Origin of the sequence: Bacillus sp. Marseille-P3661, assembly GCF_900240995.1 — a bacterium.
Taxonomy (GTDB): Bacteria; Bacillota; Bacilli; order Bacillales; family Bacillaceae_J; genus OESV01.
The window spans coordinates 99243-120089 of record NZ_LT965954.1; the positions used below are offsets into that span (position 1 = coordinate 99243).

Annotated in this window: 16 protein-coding genes; all 16 read right to left on the bottom strand. The window is 36.9% G+C overall.

Annotation, left to right across the window (positions count from 1 at the left end; genetic code table 11):
- Positions 1 to 91: 91 nt before the first annotated feature.
- Positions 92 to 1324 carry a M16 family metallopeptidase gene (locus C1724_RS11370; protein ID WP_102346895.1) on the bottom strand — a complete coding sequence of 411 codons (1233 nt, stop codon included), beginning with the start codon at positions 1322 to 1324 and terminating at the stop codon, positions 92 to 94.
- Positions 1325 to 1404: 80 nt separating this feature from the next.
- Positions 1405 to 2376: a polysaccharide deacetylase family protein gene (locus C1724_RS11375; protein WP_102346896.1), complete on the bottom strand. Its 972-nt coding sequence runs from the start codon at positions 2374 to 2376 to the stop codon at positions 1405 to 1407.
- A gap of 161 nt (positions 2377 to 2537) precedes the next feature.
- Positions 2538 to 4655, bottom strand: coding sequence for a polyribonucleotide nucleotidyltransferase (pnp, locus tag C1724_RS11380; protein WP_102346897.1), 2118 nt, complete (start codon positions 4653 to 4655; stop codon positions 2538 to 2540).
- A 244-nt stretch (positions 4656 to 4899) separates the two neighbouring features.
- Positions 4900 to 5169, bottom strand: coding sequence for a 30S ribosomal protein S15 (rpsO, locus tag C1724_RS11385; RefSeq protein ID WP_102346898.1), 270 nt, complete (start codon positions 5167 to 5169; stop codon positions 4900 to 4902).
- Positions 5170 to 5277: 108 nt separating this feature from the next.
- Complete coding sequence (ribF, locus tag C1724_RS11390; RefSeq protein ID WP_102346899.1) at positions 5278 to 6246, bottom strand: bifunctional riboflavin kinase/FAD synthetase; 969 nt, start codon at positions 6244 to 6246, stop codon at positions 5278 to 5280.
- A 33-nt stretch (positions 6247 to 6279) separates the two neighbouring features.
- Positions 6280 to 7185, bottom strand: a complete 906-nt coding sequence (gene truB, locus C1724_RS11395; protein WP_102346900.1) for a tRNA pseudouridine(55) synthase TruB — start codon at positions 7183 to 7185, stop codon at positions 6280 to 6282.
- A gap of 650 nt (positions 7186 to 7835) precedes the next feature.
- Positions 7836 to 8189, bottom strand: coding sequence for a 30S ribosome-binding factor RbfA (rbfA, locus tag C1724_RS11400; RefSeq protein WP_102346901.1), 354 nt, complete (start codon positions 8187 to 8189; stop codon positions 7836 to 7838).
- 16 nt (positions 8190 to 8205) lie between these two features.
- Positions 8206 to 8484 carry a DUF503 domain-containing protein gene (locus tag C1724_RS11405; RefSeq protein WP_102346902.1) on the bottom strand — a complete coding sequence of 93 codons (279 nt, stop codon included), beginning with the start codon at positions 8482 to 8484 and terminating at the stop codon, positions 8206 to 8208.
- Entirely contained in the window at positions 8481 to 10631 is a 2151-nt protein-coding gene (infB, locus tag C1724_RS11410) for a translation initiation factor IF-2 (RefSeq protein ID WP_102346903.1), read from the bottom strand. The genes C1724_RS11405 and infB overlap by 4 nt, the downstream gene beginning before the upstream one ends.
- Before the next feature lie 19 nt (positions 10632 to 10650).
- A complete protein-coding gene (locus C1724_RS11415; protein WP_102346904.1) occupies positions 10651 to 10953 on the bottom strand; it encodes a YlxQ family RNA-binding protein in 303 nt (100 codons plus the stop codon).
- Positions 10954 to 11226, bottom strand: coding sequence for an RNase P modulator RnpM (rnpM, locus tag C1724_RS11420; protein WP_102346905.1), 273 nt, complete (start codon positions 11224 to 11226; stop codon positions 10954 to 10956).
- 12 nt (positions 11227 to 11238) lie between these two features.
- On the bottom strand, positions 11239 to 12399 hold the full coding sequence (gene nusA, locus C1724_RS11425; RefSeq protein ID WP_102346906.1) for a transcription termination factor NusA: 1161 nt from the start codon (positions 12397 to 12399) through the stop codon (positions 11239 to 11241).
- A gap of 29 nt (positions 12400 to 12428) precedes the next feature.
- A complete protein-coding gene (gene rimP / locus C1724_RS11430; RefSeq protein WP_102346907.1) occupies positions 12429 to 12902 on the bottom strand; it encodes a ribosome maturation factor RimP in 474 nt (157 codons plus the stop codon).
- A 294-nt stretch (positions 12903 to 13196) separates the two neighbouring features.
- Positions 13197 to 17495 carry a PolC-type DNA polymerase III gene (locus C1724_RS11435; RefSeq protein WP_102346908.1) on the bottom strand — a complete coding sequence of 1433 codons (4299 nt, stop codon included), beginning with the start codon at positions 17493 to 17495 and terminating at the stop codon, positions 13197 to 13199.
- A 172-nt stretch (positions 17496 to 17667) separates the two neighbouring features.
- Positions 17668 to 19377: a proline--tRNA ligase gene (locus C1724_RS11440; protein ID WP_102346909.1), complete on the bottom strand. Its 1710-nt coding sequence runs from the start codon at positions 19375 to 19377 to the stop codon at positions 17668 to 17670.
- A 176-nt stretch (positions 19378 to 19553) separates the two neighbouring features.
- A complete protein-coding gene (rseP, locus tag C1724_RS11445) occupies positions 19554 to 20804 on the bottom strand; it encodes an RIP metalloprotease RseP (protein WP_102346910.1) in 1251 nt (416 codons plus the stop codon).
- Positions 20805 to 20847: the final 43 nt, after the last annotated feature.

The window sequence follows — 20847 nt, forward strand, 5'->3', positions numbered from 1 at the left end:
GAAGTCACACTCTCTAGACTTTACTTAATGTTTATGCCTGTATAATAAAAAAATACCTACCTCTAATCGAAGTAAGTATTTATAAATCTTGTTAAGATTTAGGCAATTCACCAGCCGGGCTAATTAATGCTACAGAATAATGGTCTGTAAAAATAGCTGTCGATAGATCATTTACTTTTTCCAACGTAACCTTTGATATACTTTCTAAAATTTCATCTAAGGAACGATGTTTCTTTAATAATAATTCATTTTTTCCATTTCGGCTCATTCGACTATTGGTACTTTCTAAACTTAGCATCAAACTACCCTTTAGCTGTTCTTTACTATTAAGTAATTCCTTCTCAGTAATTCCCTCTTTTTTTAAGGTAGCCAATGTTTGTTGAATTGTCTCAAATAACATGTCTAATTGATTACTGCCAGTTCCTCCATAAATCGTTAACAAACCGTTATCTAAGTAAGCAGAATGATAACTGAAGATTGAATATGCTAAACCACGTTGTTCGCGAACATCTTGGAACAAGCGGCTTGACATACTACCACCCAAGACATTATTTAAAACGACTAATGAATAACTATCTTCATGACCAATTTGTAATCCATTAAATCCCATACAAAGATGCGCTTGCTCTGTTTCCTTTTTCCTAGCCAATTTTTGGTCTAGAATAGCCGGAACCTTATATTCCGGACGTGTATAACTTGATTGATAGTTGCCAAAATATTGTTCTACTTTTTTAATAAATGTGTCATCGATATTCCCTGCAATCGAAATTACCACATTATCTGGTGTATAGTATTGATCCATGTATTGTCTTAATGAATCGCCCGTAAACGTTGCTAATGTTTCCTCTGTTCCTAATATTGGATAAGCTAGTGCGTGTTCACCGTATGTTGCCTTACTTAAAATATCATGGACAATATCGTCAGGTGTATCTTCATACATTTTAATTTCTTCATACACAACATTTTTTTCCTTTTTAAGTTCAGTTTCATCAAATGTTGAATTAAAGAACATATCTGCTAAAACCTCAAGGGCATAATCAGAGTGTTCATCTAAGACCTTTGCATAATAACAAGTATACTCTTTTGAAGTAAAGGCATTTACTTGACCACCAATACTGTCAAAGCTTTCAGCAATTTCTTTTGCACTACGTGTTTTTGTACCTTTAAAAAACATATGCTCTAAAAAGTGAGAAATCCCATTATTATTCACATCTTCGTTTCGTGAACCCGCACCTATCCAAACACCAATTGCGACAGATCGAACTGTTGGAATATTTTCTAGGACCACTCTTACACCATTTTGGCACGTATATTTATTTATCAAATTGCATCCTCCTATTGATCGAAAATACTATAACTCATGATACCAATATTAGAAAAAACTGTCACCTTTTTCAAACATCTCTATTTTATTCCTATTTTAACTCTCTCTTCACTTAATAATGTAGACACATTTGTAATTTGGTATTCTTTTTCTTTAATACCTACAATTAAATTTTCCAAGCCCTTTTCAGTAGAAGCGGTTGGATGCATTAATATCATAGATCCTGGTGTCACTTTTCCCAGTACTCTTGCAACCATACTATTCGGTTCAGGATTTTTCCAATCAACTGTATCTACAGTCCACATTACTAATTTCATTTTCTCTTCTTCCGTAATTTTAACTACCTCTTCTTTATAACTACCGCTAGGCGGCCCAAACCACTTTGGAGTTTCACCAATTGTAGCTTTAATAATTTCATTTGTTTTTGTTATCTCTTCACGGATTGAAGCCGGAGATAGGTTCTCCATATTAGGATGACTATAAGCATGATTACCAATCTCATGCCCTGCATCTATAATCATTTTTGCTAAGTCTGGATATTTTTTTACCCATTGTCCCTCCAAAAAGAACGTCGCCTTTACCTTATGTTTTTCCAATGTTTTTAACATACTTGGAATATATTCATTCCCCCATGCTACATTAATTAAAAAACTTACCGCTTGTTTTTCAGGATGTCCCCGATAAATCGGTGCTGGTGGAAGATCCTTTAATGTAACCTTCGGCGGAATCTGCTCAAATACCAATTTGTTTGGATTAAATTCTCCATCATTTTTCATTCTATTATACGATTGTTCAATATTAACTTTTAATCCATTTAATCCCGGCATCGCTTTCCATACCGTATGTATTTGCGCGTCCTTGGGAGCAATCTCAAATTCCTTTGCCTTTGAAACTATTTCCTGAAAAAGAGGATCCTCCTGTTTTGCAACCGTAACGGCTGTTGATTCCCTTAAACTTTTAACGTAATCCGTTGTATACGGATTTTGCATTACACCGAATGTAATAATCAGAATGATTGAAAAACCAATAAGCTGAATAGCGAGTCTATTCATTCCTACCTTCCCCCTTCTTTTAAAAAATTATGAAGACCTAGGACAAGATAGAACAAGATAAAATATGTTTGTCTGAAGGAAGGCTAGGTGATGGACTTGTTTACAGCAATATGAGCCTTTTTCCTGGAATAAAAAAGAAGCTGATTGATTTTAATCAGCTCCTACTTTTGTTCTTGTTTTTCCTTTTGTTCTTTTAGAACTGCTTTTCTGGAGAGATTGACTCTTCCTTGCTTATCTATATCCATAACCTTTACTAGCAATTCATCACCAATAGCAACAACATCTTCTACTTTGCCAACACGTTCTTCTGCCAATTCAGATATATGAACTAAGCCATCTTTACCTTGGAAAATTTCAACAAAGGCACCAAATTTCTCTATTCTTTTTACTTTACCAAGATACATTTGGCCAACTTCTACTTCACGAACGATGTCTTCGATAATCTTCTTTGCCTTTTCATTCATCGCCATGTCAGGAGAAGCAATAAAGATCGTTCCATCCTGTTCAATATCAATCTTAACCCCAGTTTCTTCAATTATTTTATTAATTTGTTTTCCACTTGGGCCAATGACATCACGGATCTTATCTGGCTTAATTGCCATAGTTAAGATTTTAGGAGCATATGTTGACAATTGCTCTCTTGGAGTGGATATTGTTTCTAACATATGTTCTAAAATTTGCATACGACCTTTCTTTGCTTGTTGTAACGCTTCTTCTAGGATTTCGCGAGATAAACCTTCAATTTTAATATCCATTTGTAAAGCTGTTACACCTTTGCTCGTTCCGGCAACCTTAAAGTCCATATCACCCAGATGATCTTCCATACCTTGAATATCAGTTAAAACAGTGTAGTCCTCGCCTGATTTTACAAGTCCCATTGCTATTCCTGCTACTGGTGCTTTAATCGGCACACCTGCATCCATCATAGCCAACGTACTTGCACAAATACTCGCTTGTGAGGTTGAACCATTTGATTCCAATACTTCAGATACTAGACGTACTGTATAAGGGAAATCAGTTTCTGAAGGTATAACAGGTTCTAACGCACGCTCACCTAGTGCACCATGCCCAATTTCACGACGGCCTGGTCCTCTTATAGGGCCTGTTTCACCTACACTGAATTGTGGGAAATTATAATGATGCATAAAACGCTTTGATTCCTCAATTCCTAATCCATCTAAAATTTGAACATCCCCTAATGCTCCGAGTGTACAAATACTTAAAGCTTGAGTTTGTCCACGTGTGAATAAACCAGAACCATGCGTTCTTGGAAGTAATCCAACCTCTGACGATAACGGACGAATTTCGTCAATTTGACGTCCATCTGGACGGATTTTTTCTTTTGTAATTAAACGACGAACCTCTTCTTTTACAAGTTTATTCATTACTTCGCTAACTTGTCCTAAAATTTCTTCTGGAAGATCTTCACGTGTCTCATAGCTTTCTGAAACATGTTTTTTAACTTCATTAATCGCGTCTTCACGAGCGTGTTTTTCAGCAACTTGTACAGCCTTTTTAATAGCATCTTCAGCCATTTGGCGAACTTCAGACTCTAGGTTCGCATCTAATTCATACAACTGAACTTCCATCTTTTCCTTACCGATAGCTTTTGCAATTTCCTCTTGGAAAGCGATTAGCTTTTTAATTTCTTCATGACCAAACATAATTGCTTCAAGCATAGTTTCTTCAGGTACTTCATCAGCTCCAGCTTCAACCATGTTGATCGCGTCTTTGGTACCTGCCACAACTAGGTGAATATCACTTTTTTCTAGTTGTTCAACCGTTGGATTGATAATAAAATTATTATCTACTCGTCCAACTGTAACACCTGCGATAGGTCCTTCAAACGGTATATCAGAAACTGAAAGTGCTAATGATGACCCGAACATAGCTGCCATTTCCGAAGAGCAGTTTTGATCAACACTCATCACAATACTAATTACCTGAACTTCATTTCTAAATCCATCAGCAAATAGTGGACGAATTGGTCTGTCGATTAAGCGGCTTGCAAGTATTGCTTTTTCACTTGGACGCCCTTCCCGTTTAATGAATCCTCCAGGGATTTTTCCGACAGCATATAAACGCTCTTCATAGTTAACTGTCAGCGGAAAGAAACTCAAGTTTTTTGGTTCCTTTGATGCAGTTGCAGTAGATAATACTGCAGTTTCTCCATATCGAATTAAGCATGCGCCGTTGGCTTGTTTCGCAAGCTGGCCAATTTCTACTGTCAGCGTTCGGCCTGCCCAATCCATGGAGAAGGTTTGTTTGTTTTGATCCATGTATCGCAAACTCCTCTCAAATGCAAAAATCACTATTATTATTATAACCTAAATTTTATGTAAATATTTTATCCCATATTAACAGACAGTAATCCCCTACTATAAGTTTTTCAAGGGATTCAGTGAGATTTACTGCCCATAAAATGTCCGAAATGATAATATAACCGTGGAGGAAAAAAATCCCTCAATTGGAATTAACTTAATGCTAACAAAAAAGCGGGAAATATCCCGCTTTTTGTTAATACTATCTACGTAATCCAAGCTTTTGAATTAAATCACGGTAACGTGTAACGTCTTTGTTACGAAGATAGTTAAGTAAATTACGACGCTTACCTACCATCTTTAATAGACCACGACGTGAATGGTGATCCTTCTTATGAACACGTAAATGATCATTAAGATTGTTAATTTCCTCTGTTAGGACAGCAATTTGAACTTCTGGAGATCCAGTATCGCTTTCATGAGTTTTGTACTCACTGATAAGTTCTTGCTTACGCTCTTGTGTGATAGCCATCCTATTCACCTCCTCTTTTCGATATCCCCAATTACTGAGCACGCGTTGGTGAATCGCAACGCCAAGTAACGGTTCATAACTTCATACGTTTATTAGAATACTACTATTTTAATCAATTTGCAAGTTTTTAATCCGACTTTCCTCAAAATAATGTAGCGCTTCTTGCTTATCCCGTTCAATTTGAGCAATCAATTCTTGCACAGATTGAAATTTTTGTTCTGCTCTTAAGCGCAAATGCCATTCCAACACAATATCTTCACCATATATGAATTCATTAAAACTAAAAATATGAATTTCAATTGATGGTTTTTCAGGGGATTTATCATGAAACGTTGGTTTATAGCCAATATTTAATACCCCATTATACCAATTTTTCTTCACTAAAATTTTGACAGCATATACACCAGTAGGTGGCAAAATATAATTCGAGGCAAGTTCTATATTAGCAGTAGGAAAACCTATAGTTCTCCCTCTTTTCTCACCATCAATAACTGTTCCGACCATTTGGTAATATCTGCACAGATAGTATTTTAATCGACTAACTTCGCCGTTTTTGATCAAGTCCCTAATTAAAGTGGAGCTTATTTTTATGTCATTGTCCACTACTTTATCGACTATAGTCTGTGTGAACTGTTTTCTTGAATGAAATGGCAATGTTTCCATTGTACCTTTTCCTAATCTGCCATATGTGTAATCAAACCCAGCCACGACATGTTTTACATTTAGACCAATGATATATTGATCTACAAATTGTTGTGGTAATAACTCTGCAAACGTAGGACTAAATTCAACTATATAAAGTATATCAATACCAAGTTTACTTATTTCTTGTTCCTTATCGTGGATAGAGGTAATACACTCTGCATGTTCGGTGCTTTTCCTTAATATCACTGAAGGATGTGGATAAAAAGTCATTACAGCGCTTTTATAACCGTATTCTTTAGCCTTTTCTATAGCGGTTTTGATTACCTTACGATGTCCAAGATGTACTCCGTCAAAATATCCCAAAGCCACTACAGTGTTAGGAAGTTCCTTTATATTTAGGGAATGAGGGTGTGCCAAATGAACAACTTTCATATTTTTTCACCTACTTTAGTGCGTAGACTTACTTCAATCATTTCTCAAGACCTTTTCAGGTTTCATAAAGCCAATTTTAGTTGGATGCGGTGTATAAATAGCTACACATTCACTTTTTACATTATAAAGCGCAAGTCGATTCATATTCTTAAGTTTTTCGGGAATCGGAAGAACTTGCCCGTTTTTAACCTGCAACTCTAGTTTTTCATTAATTTCAAATTTCGTCAAATCTGAAATACCTCTTTCTAGTGGTAATAGCTGTAAATCTCCACGTTCTATATGCTTTTCAATATCTTCAAAGGTCAAACAATCATCTGTAGAAAAACTACCTGCCGCAACCCTTGTAAGCTGAGACATATGAGCTGGGTAACCCAGCTGTTTTCCAATATCTACTGCCAACGTTCTAACATAAGTCCCTTTGCTGCACTTTACATAAAAACGAAAAGTATTATGGCTCTTATCTAAAACCTCAGGATGATCCAGCAATTTCAATTCATATATATGTACATGTCTTTCGGGTCTATCTATTATTTGCCCTTGGCGAGCGTATTCATAAAGTCGTTTTCCATTAATTTTCACAGCAGAATACATGGGTGGAATTTGCTTAATATCTCCTGTAAACGTTTGGAGAACATTTAGTAATTCATCGATTAATATCACACCATCGATTTCTTTTTCTTCTACTGTTTCACCAGATGCATCCTCAGTGGTTGTACTCACCCCAATCGTAACCTCACCTTGATACGCTTTAGGGGCATCTGTTAAGTATTCAACTACTTTTGTTGCTTTCCCGATACATATCGGCAACACACCATCGACATCTGGATCAAGAGTACCTGTATGTCCTACTTTTTTTGTTTTTAAAAGTTTTCTAATCTTAAAAACGCAGTCATGCGAGGTTAATCCCTTTGGTTTCCATAAAGGAATAATACCATCCATTGCTATCCCTCCTTTCAGAAATGCGTAAGCGCCTTGGTCAGCCCCGACAGGCAAGCACTGGCTAAAACCGCCACATCCTGTGGCAACGCCAGTACTAGCACGTCCTGTGCGTCGTGTTCTTCCGACGAAGAAGTCGTAAGACTTCACGAGGAGGAAGGTTATTTGACCCCGAGGGGCTAGGCGCTGTAGCTGGACAATAGAAATGCGTAAGCGCCTGTATTTTCCCTAAGTGCTGCCTACGTCCTGTGGGCAACGGGAAAATCCTCGCCATCCTGGCTCTCCCCCGACAGGCAAGCACTGGCTAAACCCGCCACATCCTGTGGCAACGCCAGTACTAGCACGTCCTGTGCGTCGTGTTCTTCCGACGAAGAAGTCGTAAGACTTCACGAGGAGGAAGGTTATACCGGCTAAAACCGCCACGTCCTGTGGCAACGCCGGTATTAGCACATCCTGTGCGTCTTTGACCCCGAGGGGCTAGGCGCTGTAGCTGGACAATAGAAATGCGTAAGCGCCTGTATTTTCCCTAAGTGCTGCCCACGTCCTGTGGGCAATGGGAAAATCCTCGCCATCCTGGCTCTCCCCCGACAGGCAAGCACTGGCTAAACCCGCCATATCTTAAAAAAAGGATAGACTGTTGTCTATCCTCAAATTTACTCGTCGTGCTTATTGTGCAGTTGCTCAAGTAAAGTTTCGATTCGATTGCCATACTCAATCGATTCGTCAAATTCAAATGTTATTTCAGGCGTCTTTCTTAAACGGATTCTTTTTCCGATTTCAGATCGAATAAAACCATTGGCTTTCGCAAGAGCTTTCAATGTATTTTGCTTTTGTTCATCATCACCAAGAACCGTTATATATACTTTCGATTGTTGTAAGTCACCTGTTACCTGAACATCAGTTACAGTAACAAAACCGATACGAGGATCTTTAATTTTGCGCCCAATTATATCACTTAATTCCTTCTTCATTAGTTCACCCACTCTAGTTGAGCGAATATTACTCATGTAGATCACCTCGACTTTAATACCAATCTAACGATGTTACTGATCGTTCAATTTCTGGAAAAGAATCAATCATCTTCAAGGCTCGATCTAACTCTCTCTCTGTTGCAACCTTGGATGAAGATACAGCTACAATCGTTATTTCTGTACGCTGCCATAAATCCTGAAAATCTGTTTCAGCAACAGATATATTATATTTTTGCCTCAATCTTGTAATAATACGCTGTAAAACAGCTCTTTTTTCTTTTAGTGACCCACAGTCATAGATTATGCATTCACATTGAGCAAGGCCTATCATTTTTTACGTTCAACTTCTTGCATTACATATGCTTCTATGATGTCTCCTTCTTTAATATCATTAAAGTTTTTAATGGTCATACCACATTCATAGCCTTGCGATACTTCTTTTGCATCATCCTTGAAACGTTTTAATGTATCCACTGCACCTTCAAATATTACAACGCCATCACGGACAAGGCGAATTCCAGCATCACGAGTAATTTTCCCGTCTGTTACATAACAACCAGCAATTGTTCCAACTTTTGATACTTTGAATGTTTCACGTACTTCAACTTGACCGATTACTTTTTCCTCAAATTCAGGATCAAGCATACCTTGCATTGCAGCTTCAATTTCTTCGATTACCTTGTAAATAATACGGTGTAAACGAATATCAACATTTTCTCTCTCAGCTGTATTTTTAGCGTTAACGTCAGGACGAACGTTAAAACCAATAACAATAGCATTAGATGCGGATGCTAAAATAATATCAGATTCTGTGATTGCACCAACACCAGAGTGAATAATCTTAACTTTGACACCCTCAACGTCAATCTTTTGTAATGAACCGGCTAATGCTTCAGCAGAACCATGTACATCAGCTTTAATAATGAGATTAATTTCTTTCATCTCACCTTGTTTAATTTGTTCAAATAAATCTTCAAGACTGACTTTCGTTTTCTCACCGCGTTGTTCTTCAAGCTGCTTTTGTGCACGAGCTTCCCCCACTTGGCGAGCTTTCTTCTCATCCTCAAAAACAACAAAACGATCACCAGCATGTGGAACTTCGTTCAAACCTGTGATTTCCACTGGTGTAGATGGCGGTGCAACTTTAACACGGCGACCTAAGTCGTTAACCATCGCACGAACGCGACCAAATGAATTACCCACTACGATTGGGTCACCTATTTTAAGTGTTCCATTCTGAACAAGCAGCGTTGCAACAGGCCCTCTACCTTTATCTAAATTTGCTTCAATTACAGTTCCAACTGCTAACCGATTTGGATTTGCTTTAAGCTCTTCCACTTCAGTTACAAGAAGGATCATCTCTAAAAGTTCATCAATTCCTTCACCTTTTAATGCAGAAAGCATAACGAAAATAGTGTCTCCGCCCCACGCTTCAGGGATGAGATTATATTCTGTTAATTCTTGCATAACGCGATCAGGATTTGCTCCTTCTTTATCCATTTTATTAACAGCGACAATAATTGGTACTCCTGCAGCTTTTGCATGGTTGATCGCTTCTCTTGTTTGAGGCATTACACCATCATCTGCTGCAACAACTAGAATCGTAATATCAGTTACACTTGCTCCGCGAGCCCGCATTGTTGTAAACGCTTCGTGACCAGGTGTATCAAGGAAAGTAATCTTCTTGCCACCAGCTTCAACTTGATAAGCGCCAATATGTTGTGTAATACCACCAGCTTCACCCGCTGCAACCTTTGCATGACGAATCGAGTCTAATAAGGTTGTTTTACCATGGTCAACGTGGCCCATAATTGTAACTACAGAAGGACGCTCAACAAGATCCTCAGGCTGATCTTCAACAGCATAGTTATCAAAATCGGTCATTTCTAAAACAATTTCTTTTTCAGCAGTAATACCATATTCTGATGCTATTAGTTCAATTGAATCATCATCTAAATCCTGATTAATCGTTGCCATGACACCTAACATCATTAGCTTTTTAATTATTTCTGAAGGTTCTTTTCCTAACTTTTTTGCAAGTTCTCCTACAGTAAGCGAACCCTCATATTTAATAACACTTGGTGATTCTTCTTTTTTATGTGCCTGCTGATTAGGTTGATTGGGTTGATTGAAACTTTTCTTATTATTCTTTGGCTTTTGCTTGATATTAACTTTTTCGCTCACCTTTTCTTTATCCTGTTTAGGTTTTGCTTTTTTAATTACACTTTTTTTCTTATCATCATACTTGTAATCTTCTACAATTACTTCATCTATTTCATCTGGTTCTTGGTCACTTTTTTGAACCGTAGCTTTTGACTGATCATTATTGTATAAGTTATCTAGTATTTTAATTGCTTCTTCATCGATCATTGACATATGATTGGCTACCTCTATGTTGTGGTCTGTTAATTTTGTAATAATTTCTTTACTTGATTTATTATGTTGTTTTGCATATTCATATACACGCATTTTGCTCATACGTTCACCCCCAAGAAAATTAATCGAGCAACTCCACTAATTTCTTCGCGAATCCATTTTCTAAAATTGCAACGACTACCCGTGCTTCTTTACCAATAGCTTGACCAAGGATAAACCTGTCTTTTACTTTTTTTAAAGGAACATTATAGAATAGACATTTGTCTGAAATTTTTTTAGTTGTATTCTTTGATGCATCCGAAGAAAGAATCACTAATTTTGCACGACCACTTCGAATTTCCTTTAAAACTAATTCTTCACCCGAAGTTAGTTGACTTGCTCGATTGCTAAGGCCTAATAATGACATCCATCGTTCCTGATTCAATTATTCCTTCTCCTTTTCGATCAGTTGAAGTATTTCATCATAAATGGATTCATCAACATTAACACCTAAATGATGTTGAAGTATATTCTTCTTCTTTGCTGTGATAATACAATCAGTATCCTTACTTAAATAAGCACCTCTACCTGACTTCTTTCCTGTAAGATCAATAGAGATTTCACCTTCTTTAGAGCGGACAATTCGAATGAGTTCGCGTTTCGGTTTCATTTCTTGACTTGCAATACATTTTCGCAAAGGAACTTTTCGACTCTTCATCCGGTCTCACCTCTACTCTATATTTTCCTCTTCAGTATCACTTGAAATATCGATCTCTTCGTGATCAACATAAGTATCGTAGTCAGCATCAGAGTTTGCTTCTTCTCCATAAGAATCATCTTGAGTTAAAATACCCTGTTCCTCTGCTTCCGATTGACTCTTAATATCAATTTTCCAGCCTGTGAGCTTAGCTGCTAAGCGTGCGTTTTGACCGCGTTTCCCAATCGCCAAAGATAATTGGTAATCTGGTACAACTACTGTCGTAGCCTTTTCATCCTCATCGACCAGAACTTTGACAACTTGAGAAGGACTTAAAGAGTTAGCTACATATTCGACTGGGTCTTTTGACCAACGTACAATATCAATTTTTTCGCCCTTTAATTCTGTAACAATAGCCTGAACACGTTGACCTTTTTGACCCACACAAGATCCAACTGGATCAACCTCAGGGTTTTCTGAATGAACAGCAATCTTTGAGCGATCACCCGCTTCACGAGCTACCGATTTGATCTCAACAGTGCCATCATATATTTCAGGTACTTCAATTTCAAATAGACGTTTTAGGAGACCTGGATGTGTTCTTGATACAAAAATTTGCGGCCCTTTTGTTGTTTTTTCTACCTTAGTAATAAATACTTTAATTCGATCATGCGGTTTATACTGTTCATTAGGCATTTGCTCACTTACAGGAAGGATCGCTTCAATTTTCCCAAGATTAACATATATAAAGCGGCTATCTTGTCTCTGAACAATTCCTGTCATAATATCTTCTTCACGGTCGATATATTCTGAGTAAATGACTCCTCTTTCGGCTTCCCTAACTCTTTGTGTCACTACTTGTTTCGCAGTTTGTGCAGCGATGCGACCAAAATCTTTTGGTGTAACCTCTATTTCGATAACATCTTCAATCTCATAATTCGGATTGATTTTCTTTGCTTCCTCGTGTGAGATCTCAAGGCGAGGATCAAAAACTTCCTCGACTACTTCCTTTCTTGCATAAACACGCATTGTTCCAGTTTCTTGATTAATATCAACACGCACATTTTGTGCTGAGTTAAAGTTTCGTTTATATGCTGAAATTAATGCTGCTTCAATTGCTTCGAGAAGAACATCTTTACTAATACCCTTTTCTTTTTCAAGCAATATTAAAGCATCTAGCAATTCACTACTCATTGTTTTCTCCCCTTTTAATAATCAATCCTTTAGTGGAAGGTAACAGCTAGTCGAGCACTAGCAACTTTTTCATAAGGAATTTCAACTTGTTTTTTTCTTGTTTTGATAAGCACTTCTAATGTGAGCGTTTCACCATCAAAGTCGAGTATCTTTCCTTCAAATACCTTCTCACCATTAATCGGTTCGTAAGTCTTTACATGTACTTGTTTACCAATAGATTTTTTTACATCCTCTTTCTTTTTTAATGGACGCTCAGCACCTGGTGATGAAACCTCTAAAAAATATGGGTAAGTAATTGGGTCAGTTTCATCCAGCTTCTCACTTAACTTTTCACTAACTTTGCCACATTCTTCGATATCAATGCCTTTGTCCGAATCAATAAAAACTCTAAGGTACCAGTTTTTCCCTTCCTTAACAAATTCAATATCCACTAATTCTAAATTCATTTCAGCAAGAATTGGTTGTACTAATTCCTCTGTTACATCAACTACTTTATTACTCATATATACCTCCTTAAAAAAGAGTAAAATACCTCGCTGCACACATTAGTTTGACAGGCAATTTATATCGATTATGTAGTAAGAAAGAACATGCTTAGTCTATGAATGATATAAAATTCCCTGCTAATATAAGCAGGGACTTTAAAGAAAAATTAGTGCTGTTACAAAGGAAGACTATAAACACGAAAACGAAAGAGTGGGTTTTGAGCCCACTCTTTATCATTTACCAATATTTTTAGTATTGTCAATAAGAAATATACCATAATCAACAATTTTATGCAACAAGTGCGAGTGCTCCTAAAAAAGTGAGAGCTGATTTTGATCAGGTAATCCTTCTAGACACCCTTGATTTTCAAGATATTCAAGCACTGTTTTTGAAATTTTACTACGTTGTTGTAAATCTTCCTTCGATAAGAATTCACCGTCTTCACGGGCTTTCACAATATTAAGGGCCGCATTGGTACCAAGACCTGGTATTGAATTAAATGGAGGAATTAATGTATTCCCTTCAACAAGAAATTCAGATGCACTAGAACGATATAAATCAATCTTCTGGAAAGAGAATCCTCGTTCACACATTTCAAGCGAAATCTCTAATACTGTTAACAAGTTCTTCTCTTTTGTTGATGCATCTAGACCTTTATTATTAATTTCCTCAATGCGATTCTTAATCGAATTAGAGCCTTTAATCATAGCTTCAATATCAAAATCGTCAGCACGTACCGTGAAGTAAGCAGCGTAGAATAATATTGGAAAATGCACCTTAAAATAGGCAATTCTAACTGCCATTAATACGTACGCAGCAGCATGTGCTTTCGGGAACATATATTTTATTTTTAAGCATGAACCAATATACCAATCTGGTACATTGTTCTTTTTCATTTCCTCAATCCACTCATCCTGAAGTCCTTTTCCTTTACGAACAGATTCCATAATTTTAAAAGCTAAAGATGGGTCTAATCCTTTATAAATTAAATAGACCATAATATCATCACGACATCCTATCACTTCACTTAATGTACAAGTACCATTGTGAATTAATTCATTGGCATTATTAAGCCATACATCAGTTCCGTGAGACAGTCCTGAGATCTGTACAAGTTCGGAAAATGTACTTGGTTTTGTATCTTCGAGCATTTGGCGAACAAAGCGTGTACCAAATTCAGGTATACCCAAAGTACCTGTCTTACACATTATTTGTTCTTCAGTAACACCAAGTACTTCAGGACCAGCAAAGATTTTCATTACTTCTTGATCATCCGTTGGTATCGTTTTAGGATCTATACCGCTAAGGTCTTGAAGCATCCTTATCACTGTCGGGTCATCGTGCCCCAGAATATCAAGCTTAAGCAAATTATCATGAATAGAATGGAAATCAAAATGCGTAGTTTTCCATTCTGAATCACTAGCATCAGCAGGATATTGAATAGGCGAAAAATCATAGATATCCATATAATCTGGTACTACAATAATCCCACCAGGATGCTGTCCTGTTGTTCGTTTTACTCCTGTACAACCGGTGGCTAATCGCTCTACTTCAGCTCCTCTGATTGTAAGATTATGATCTGACGCATAGCCTTTAACATAGCCAAACGCCGTCTTATCAGCAACCGTTCCAATTGTCCCTGCACGATAGACATAATCTTCACCAAACAATACTTTTGTATAATTATGCGCCCGCGGCTGATACTCTCCAGAGAAGTTCAAGTCAATATCAGGTACTTTATCACCTTTAAATCCTAGAAACGTTTCGAAAGGAATATCATGTCCATCTTTTTTATAATCGGCTCCACATTGTGGACAGTTTTTATCAGGTAAATCAAATCCCGATCCAACAGAACCATCGTTAAAAAACTCTGAATGTTTGCATTTAGGACATACATAATGTGGAGGTAATGGATTAACCTCTGTAATTTCTGTCATTGTTGCAACAAATGAAGACCCGACAGAACCACGCGATCCCACTAAGTACCCATCATTCAGTGACTTTTTCACTAGTTTATGAGAAATGAGGTAAATAACGGCAAACCCATGACCGATAATGCTTTTTAATTCCTTCTCAAGACGTGCTTCAACAATTTCTGGTAAGGAATCCCCATAGATTTTCCGAGCCATACTATAGCTCATTTCTCTCATTTCATCTTCTGCACCCTCAATTTTAGGAGTATATAGGTCATCCTTAATCGGTTTAATCGCATCTAATTGATCAGAAATTAACTTTGTATTGGTTACAACAACTTCTTTTGCCTTTTCGTGACCTAAGAATGCAAAATCATTTAACATTTCATTTGTCGTTTTGAAATGAACCATCGGGAGAGTTTGCTTACTTAATGGGTTTCCAGCTTGAGATTTTATTAATATTTGGCGATAAATATGGTCGACTTCATTTAGATAATGAACGTTTCCTGTAGCAACAACCGGCTTGTTAAGTTTTTCTCCGAGCTTAACGATATTGGAAATAATTTCATGCAATGCATCCTTATTTTGAATCATTTCCTTTTCAATTAGATGTTGGTAATTGGAAGGAGGCTGTATTTCTAGATAATCATAAAATTCGGCTACTTCTTCTGCTTCCTCTTTAGATTTTTGCATCATTGCTTCAAAAACTTCTCCTTTATCACAGCCTGATCCAACTATTAATCCCTCTCGATGTTTTACTAATACCGATCTTGGAATCCGTGGAACTCGATAAAAATATTCTACATGTGATAAAGAAACAAGTTTAAACAAATTTTTTAGTCCAACCTCATTTTTTGCCAATATAATACAATGAGATGGTCGTGATCGTTTATAAGCATCCGATTGACCCATATTTTCATTTAACTCATCATGGAAAGTAATGCCCTTTTCTTCACATTCCTTCAACATTTTAACTAATAAAAAGCCGGTCGCTTCAGCATCATAGATCGCTCGATGATGTTGAGTTAATTCAATATCTAGTCGTTTACATAAAGTATTTAGACGATGATTTTTTAAGTCAGGATATAAAAATCGTCCAAGTTCTAACGTATCAATTACTGGATTTGTAGCTTTTTCAATACCTATCTTTTGAAAGCCAACATTTAAAAAGCCCATATCGAAACTAGCATTATGAGCAACTAAAGTATCGTTTCCAATCCATTCTTTAAACTGCTTTAAAACAACATCAACATCAGGAGCATCTTTTAACATGTCGTCTGTTATATGTGTTAACTCGATAATAGTTGCTGAAAGTGGGTGATGTGGATTTGCAAAAGCTTCAAAGCGATCAATAATTTCTCCGCCTTTAACCTTTACTGCAGCAAGTTCAATAATCGTATCGTATACTGCCGATAAACCGGTTGTTTCCACGTCAAAAACAATATAGGTTTCATCATTTAAAGCTCGATGGGTAGGGTTATACGCTATTGGTACTCCGTCATCTACAAGGTTTGCTTCCAGTCCGTATAAGATTTTAACACCGTGTTTCTTACCAGCCGAATAAGCCTCTGGAAAAGACTGCACAACTGCATGATCTGTTACTGCAATCGCTTCATGTCCCCACTTTTTAGCTTGTTCAATTAGCTTGGAAACCGATGTCACGGCATCCATTTGACTCATCGGCGTATGAAGATGAAGTTCGATCCGCTTTTCAGTCTCGGTATCTATTCGCTCTTGTGGCTTGATTTCATTAATATCCTGAGCCATCATGACTAAGTCACGTACAAAGGTATCGTTTTGAATTCCACCGCGCACCTTAACCCACATGCCTTTTTTAACTGCCTGTAACAAAGCGACATCATCTTTATCGCGAGAAAAGATTTTAATCATTAGTGAATCTGTATAATCGGTTATTTTGAATGTTAAGATTGAACGTCCGCTCCGCAACTCTCGCACTTCGCTGCTAAACACATAACCTTGAATTGTGATACGTCGTTCCTCATCATGTATGGTGGAGATTGGAACTGGTTCATCTTTGATCGTGTAGCCAATTGTTAATGGCCCCTCTAGTACAGGTGCATCATTTGTAGTTGTTTGCTTTTCCTCTTGTGCTACAAGTGCTGCCATCATTTTTGTTCGGTCCTCTTGTTCTTTTTGCTCAACAAATTGCTTAAACTCTTCTTCTGATTGAACTATTTCCGTTTCTAAAGTAAGCATTGGAAAGCCATATGATTGGAATATTCCTACAAAAGTTGGTGCATATTTCTTTTTTATTGCTATACCTTCCGGCTCATTTCTCACCTGTATTATTAGCTTGTTTCCTTCAAGTCTTGGAACTTGTTCCTTTAGTAAGGATAGTAATGATGGTGACACACCTTCAAGTTGCTGCGTAAAATATGGCCAGTATTCTTGTAAATTCTGCTCAGAAACAACAGAGGTCTTCGTTGTAATTGAAAAGCTTACATTTGCGATTTGCTGAAAAGCATCAACTAAATGTGATTTAAACACTAAAAAAGCATCGAACGGCAAAAAGGTTTCTAATCCAAACATAAAATGCCAAGATTTTGTAGCCTTTTCAATGGTAACTTTCTGAATCAAAGCATCTTGAAAGTATGTTTGTTGCAGATTCTCTGGAAGTGCAATCTGTTCTAGCAGAAGTTTAAATCTTTCTTTTCTAATCTCTATATCCTCGATCATAACTGGTTCTCCCCCTTTACCTAGAGGCTATTTGAAGAGCAAAAGCGCCTCATGCATCGGTTTATGATGTCTTAGAAAAGCGCAACCCGAATAGTATAAAAGTAAAAATTTAATTCTTTCAATAACGAAGGTACCTCTATAGTATATCGGAGGTACCTTACGTTGGGTCTCTTTAATAATTATTTAACTTCTCTTTAATAATAGCCGTTAGATTGTCAACATGTACTTCCTCTACATCTCCCGATTTTCGAAGCTTTAATTCAACAATCCCTTCTGCTGCTCGTTTCCCCACAGTCACCCTTATTGGAAAACCTAATAAATCTGAATCCGCAAATTTTACCCCTGGGCGTTCTTGGCGATCATCATAAAGAACTGAAATGGAATCATTTTGAAGCTGATCATAAATTTTATCTGCAAGTTCTTTTTGTTCCTCAGTTTTCATATTTATAGGAATAAGATGCACATGATATGGAGTAATTGCAACCGGCCATACAATACCTTTATCGTCATGATGTTGCTCTACAACCGAAGCAAGAGTTCTTGACACACCTATTCCATAACACCCCATGATCATCGGCTGTGATTTACCATTTTCGTCTAGATAAGTTGCTTTCATTGACTCACTATAGAACGTCCCAAGTTTAAATACGTGTCCAACCTCAATACCTTTTGCGAAAACAATAGTTCCTTCTCCATCTGGAGATGGGTCACCTTCCTGAATAAATCTTAAATCAGCAAATTGACTGACTTTAAAGTCACGTTCAACATTGACCCCAGTATAATGGTAATTAGACTGATTCGCTCCACACACGCCATTTACTACTAATTCAACAGCATGGTCTGCAATAATTTCGATATTCTTTTCAAGACCAATAGGACCAATTGACCCTATTTCACAATTAAGTATAGCAAGTGTTTCTTCTGGAGTTGCAAGTTCTACAACTTTAGCACCCAATAGATTTTTAACTTTAATATCATTTACTTCGTGATCTCCACGAACAATAACTAATACATATTTCTCGTCATCTATTTTAAATAGTAAGGACTTTAAACACTTTTCAGGCGCAATATTTAAGAAACTAGAGATTTCGTCAATAGTTTTCTGATTAATGGTTTCAATTTTTTCTAAGTTATCTAATGTCTCTACAGATTTCTCATATTTTGTTAATACCGGTGCCATTTCAATATTAGCTGCAAACGAAGACACATCAGAGAAAGCGATTGTATCCTCACCGACATCAGATAAAACCATAAATTCGTGTGTATCTTTACCACCCATGGCACCTGAGTCCGCAATTACAGATCTAAAATTCAATCCACATCGTCTAAAAATATTAGAGTATGCTGTTACCATATCCTCATATACTTCATCCAAACTATCTTTTGATGCGTGAAAAGAATAGGCATCTTTCATTATAAATTCACGACCCCTGAGCAAACCAAAACGCGGTCGTTTTTCGTCACGAAACTTCGTTTGAATTTGATAAAGGATTAATGGGAGTTTCTTATAAGAACTTACCTCATCACGTACAAGTGAGGTAATCACTTCCTCATGTGTTGCCCCAAGAGCAAATTCACGATCATGTCGATCTCTTAATCTCATCAATTCTGGTCCAAAGTTAAACCATCTACCAGTCTCTTGCCAAAGCTCAGCTGGTTGTAATGCAGGCATTAGCAATTCGCTACCGCCTATAGCATCCATTTCTTCTCGAACAATTAACTCTACTTTTTGCAACGCTTTTTTTCCTAATGGTAGAAAACTGTATACACCTGATGCATTTTGGCGGATAAAGCCAGCTCTAAGCAATAGCTGATGACTTTTTATATCTGCATCAGCGGGTACATCTCGTAATGTTGGTATTAGCATTTTACTTTGTTTCATGTTTCGCACCTCTTTATTATAACAACAACTGCTTGTTAATTTTAATATGATATTAATTCCAACTAATTAGAAAGGCGCAAGCACCCTTTAATTTGCCTAACCGTTGCCCGCGTCCTGTGGGCAACGGTAATAGGGACTTAGCGCTTGTTACTTGATAGTACAACAGTTTGTTCTTCTTATAGAAAATATCTTTGAATATCATTCCATGTAACAACTATCATTAAAAGCATTAAAAATGCAAAGCCTATAAAATGAACAATTCCTTCTTTTTGGGGATCAATTGGCTTACCTCTTACCGCTTCTACTGCAATAAATGTTAGTCGACCGCCATCTAAAGCTGGAAGCGGCAATAAATTAATGATACCAAGATTTATACTTAAAATAGAGGCCCACCTAATTAAATTGTATATTCCAGACTGAGCAACTTGATCGGTTAAGCTATAAATACCAACCGGCCCAGATAAATCATCAATTGAAAATTGACCAGTAACAAGCTTACCTAAACCAAACAGTATTTCCTTAGTCCAAAAATAGGTTTGTTCAAATCCAAATGCAATAGAGCCTAATACTGTTTTTTCGACAGATGGGTATACGCCAATAAATCCAGTGTTGTCATATTCACGTACCTTTGGTGTGACATCAAACTCTAATACTTCACCATTTCTATTAACGATAAAATGCAAGGATTGATCAGGACTGCCTTGAATAATTTCAACCATTTCATCCCAAGATGAAACCTCAATATTCTCAATTGAGATTACTTGGTCACCTTGTTTCAGCCCAGATTCAATAGCAGAACCATCTGTTGTTAGTTCACCTAAAATAGGTTCTTTTATTGGAGTTCCAATTAAACTTCCTAAAATGATTAAAAGAACAAGTGCTAATATAAAATTCATCATTGGTCCAGCAAATATTTGAAAAAAACGTTGAGAAATTGATTTTGAAGCAAATTGCCGATTGTAAGGGGCAATTTGTGTTTCTTGATCATCCGCAACAAGCATTGCTTTATCATGCACTTTAAATGTTTGTAAGGTTTCATCGTTATCTTCATATCCAGAAATAACCAATTGATGGACCAAATCAATTCGTTCCACTTCTATTACTTTAACATTGGGAAATTTTGATTTATTATTAACAATAATTTTGGTTACTTGCCCGTGTTTATCAGTAATTAAACCAACATTATAGCCAGGTTTTATTTCGACTAGTTCCGGATCTTCACCAGCCACTCTCACAAATCCACCTAATGGTAATAAACGAATTGTGTATAGTGTTTCGTCTCTACGAAAAGAAAAAACTTTTGGACCAAAACCTATTGCGAATTCACGACAAAGCATTCCAGCCCTTTTTGCAAATACTAGATGCCCTAGCTCATGAAAAAAGACGAGTGCACCAAAAATAATGATGAATGCAATTACCGTGTTCAAATTCATAACCACCTTTTAATTTTTTGGTCTTACGTGAAAATAG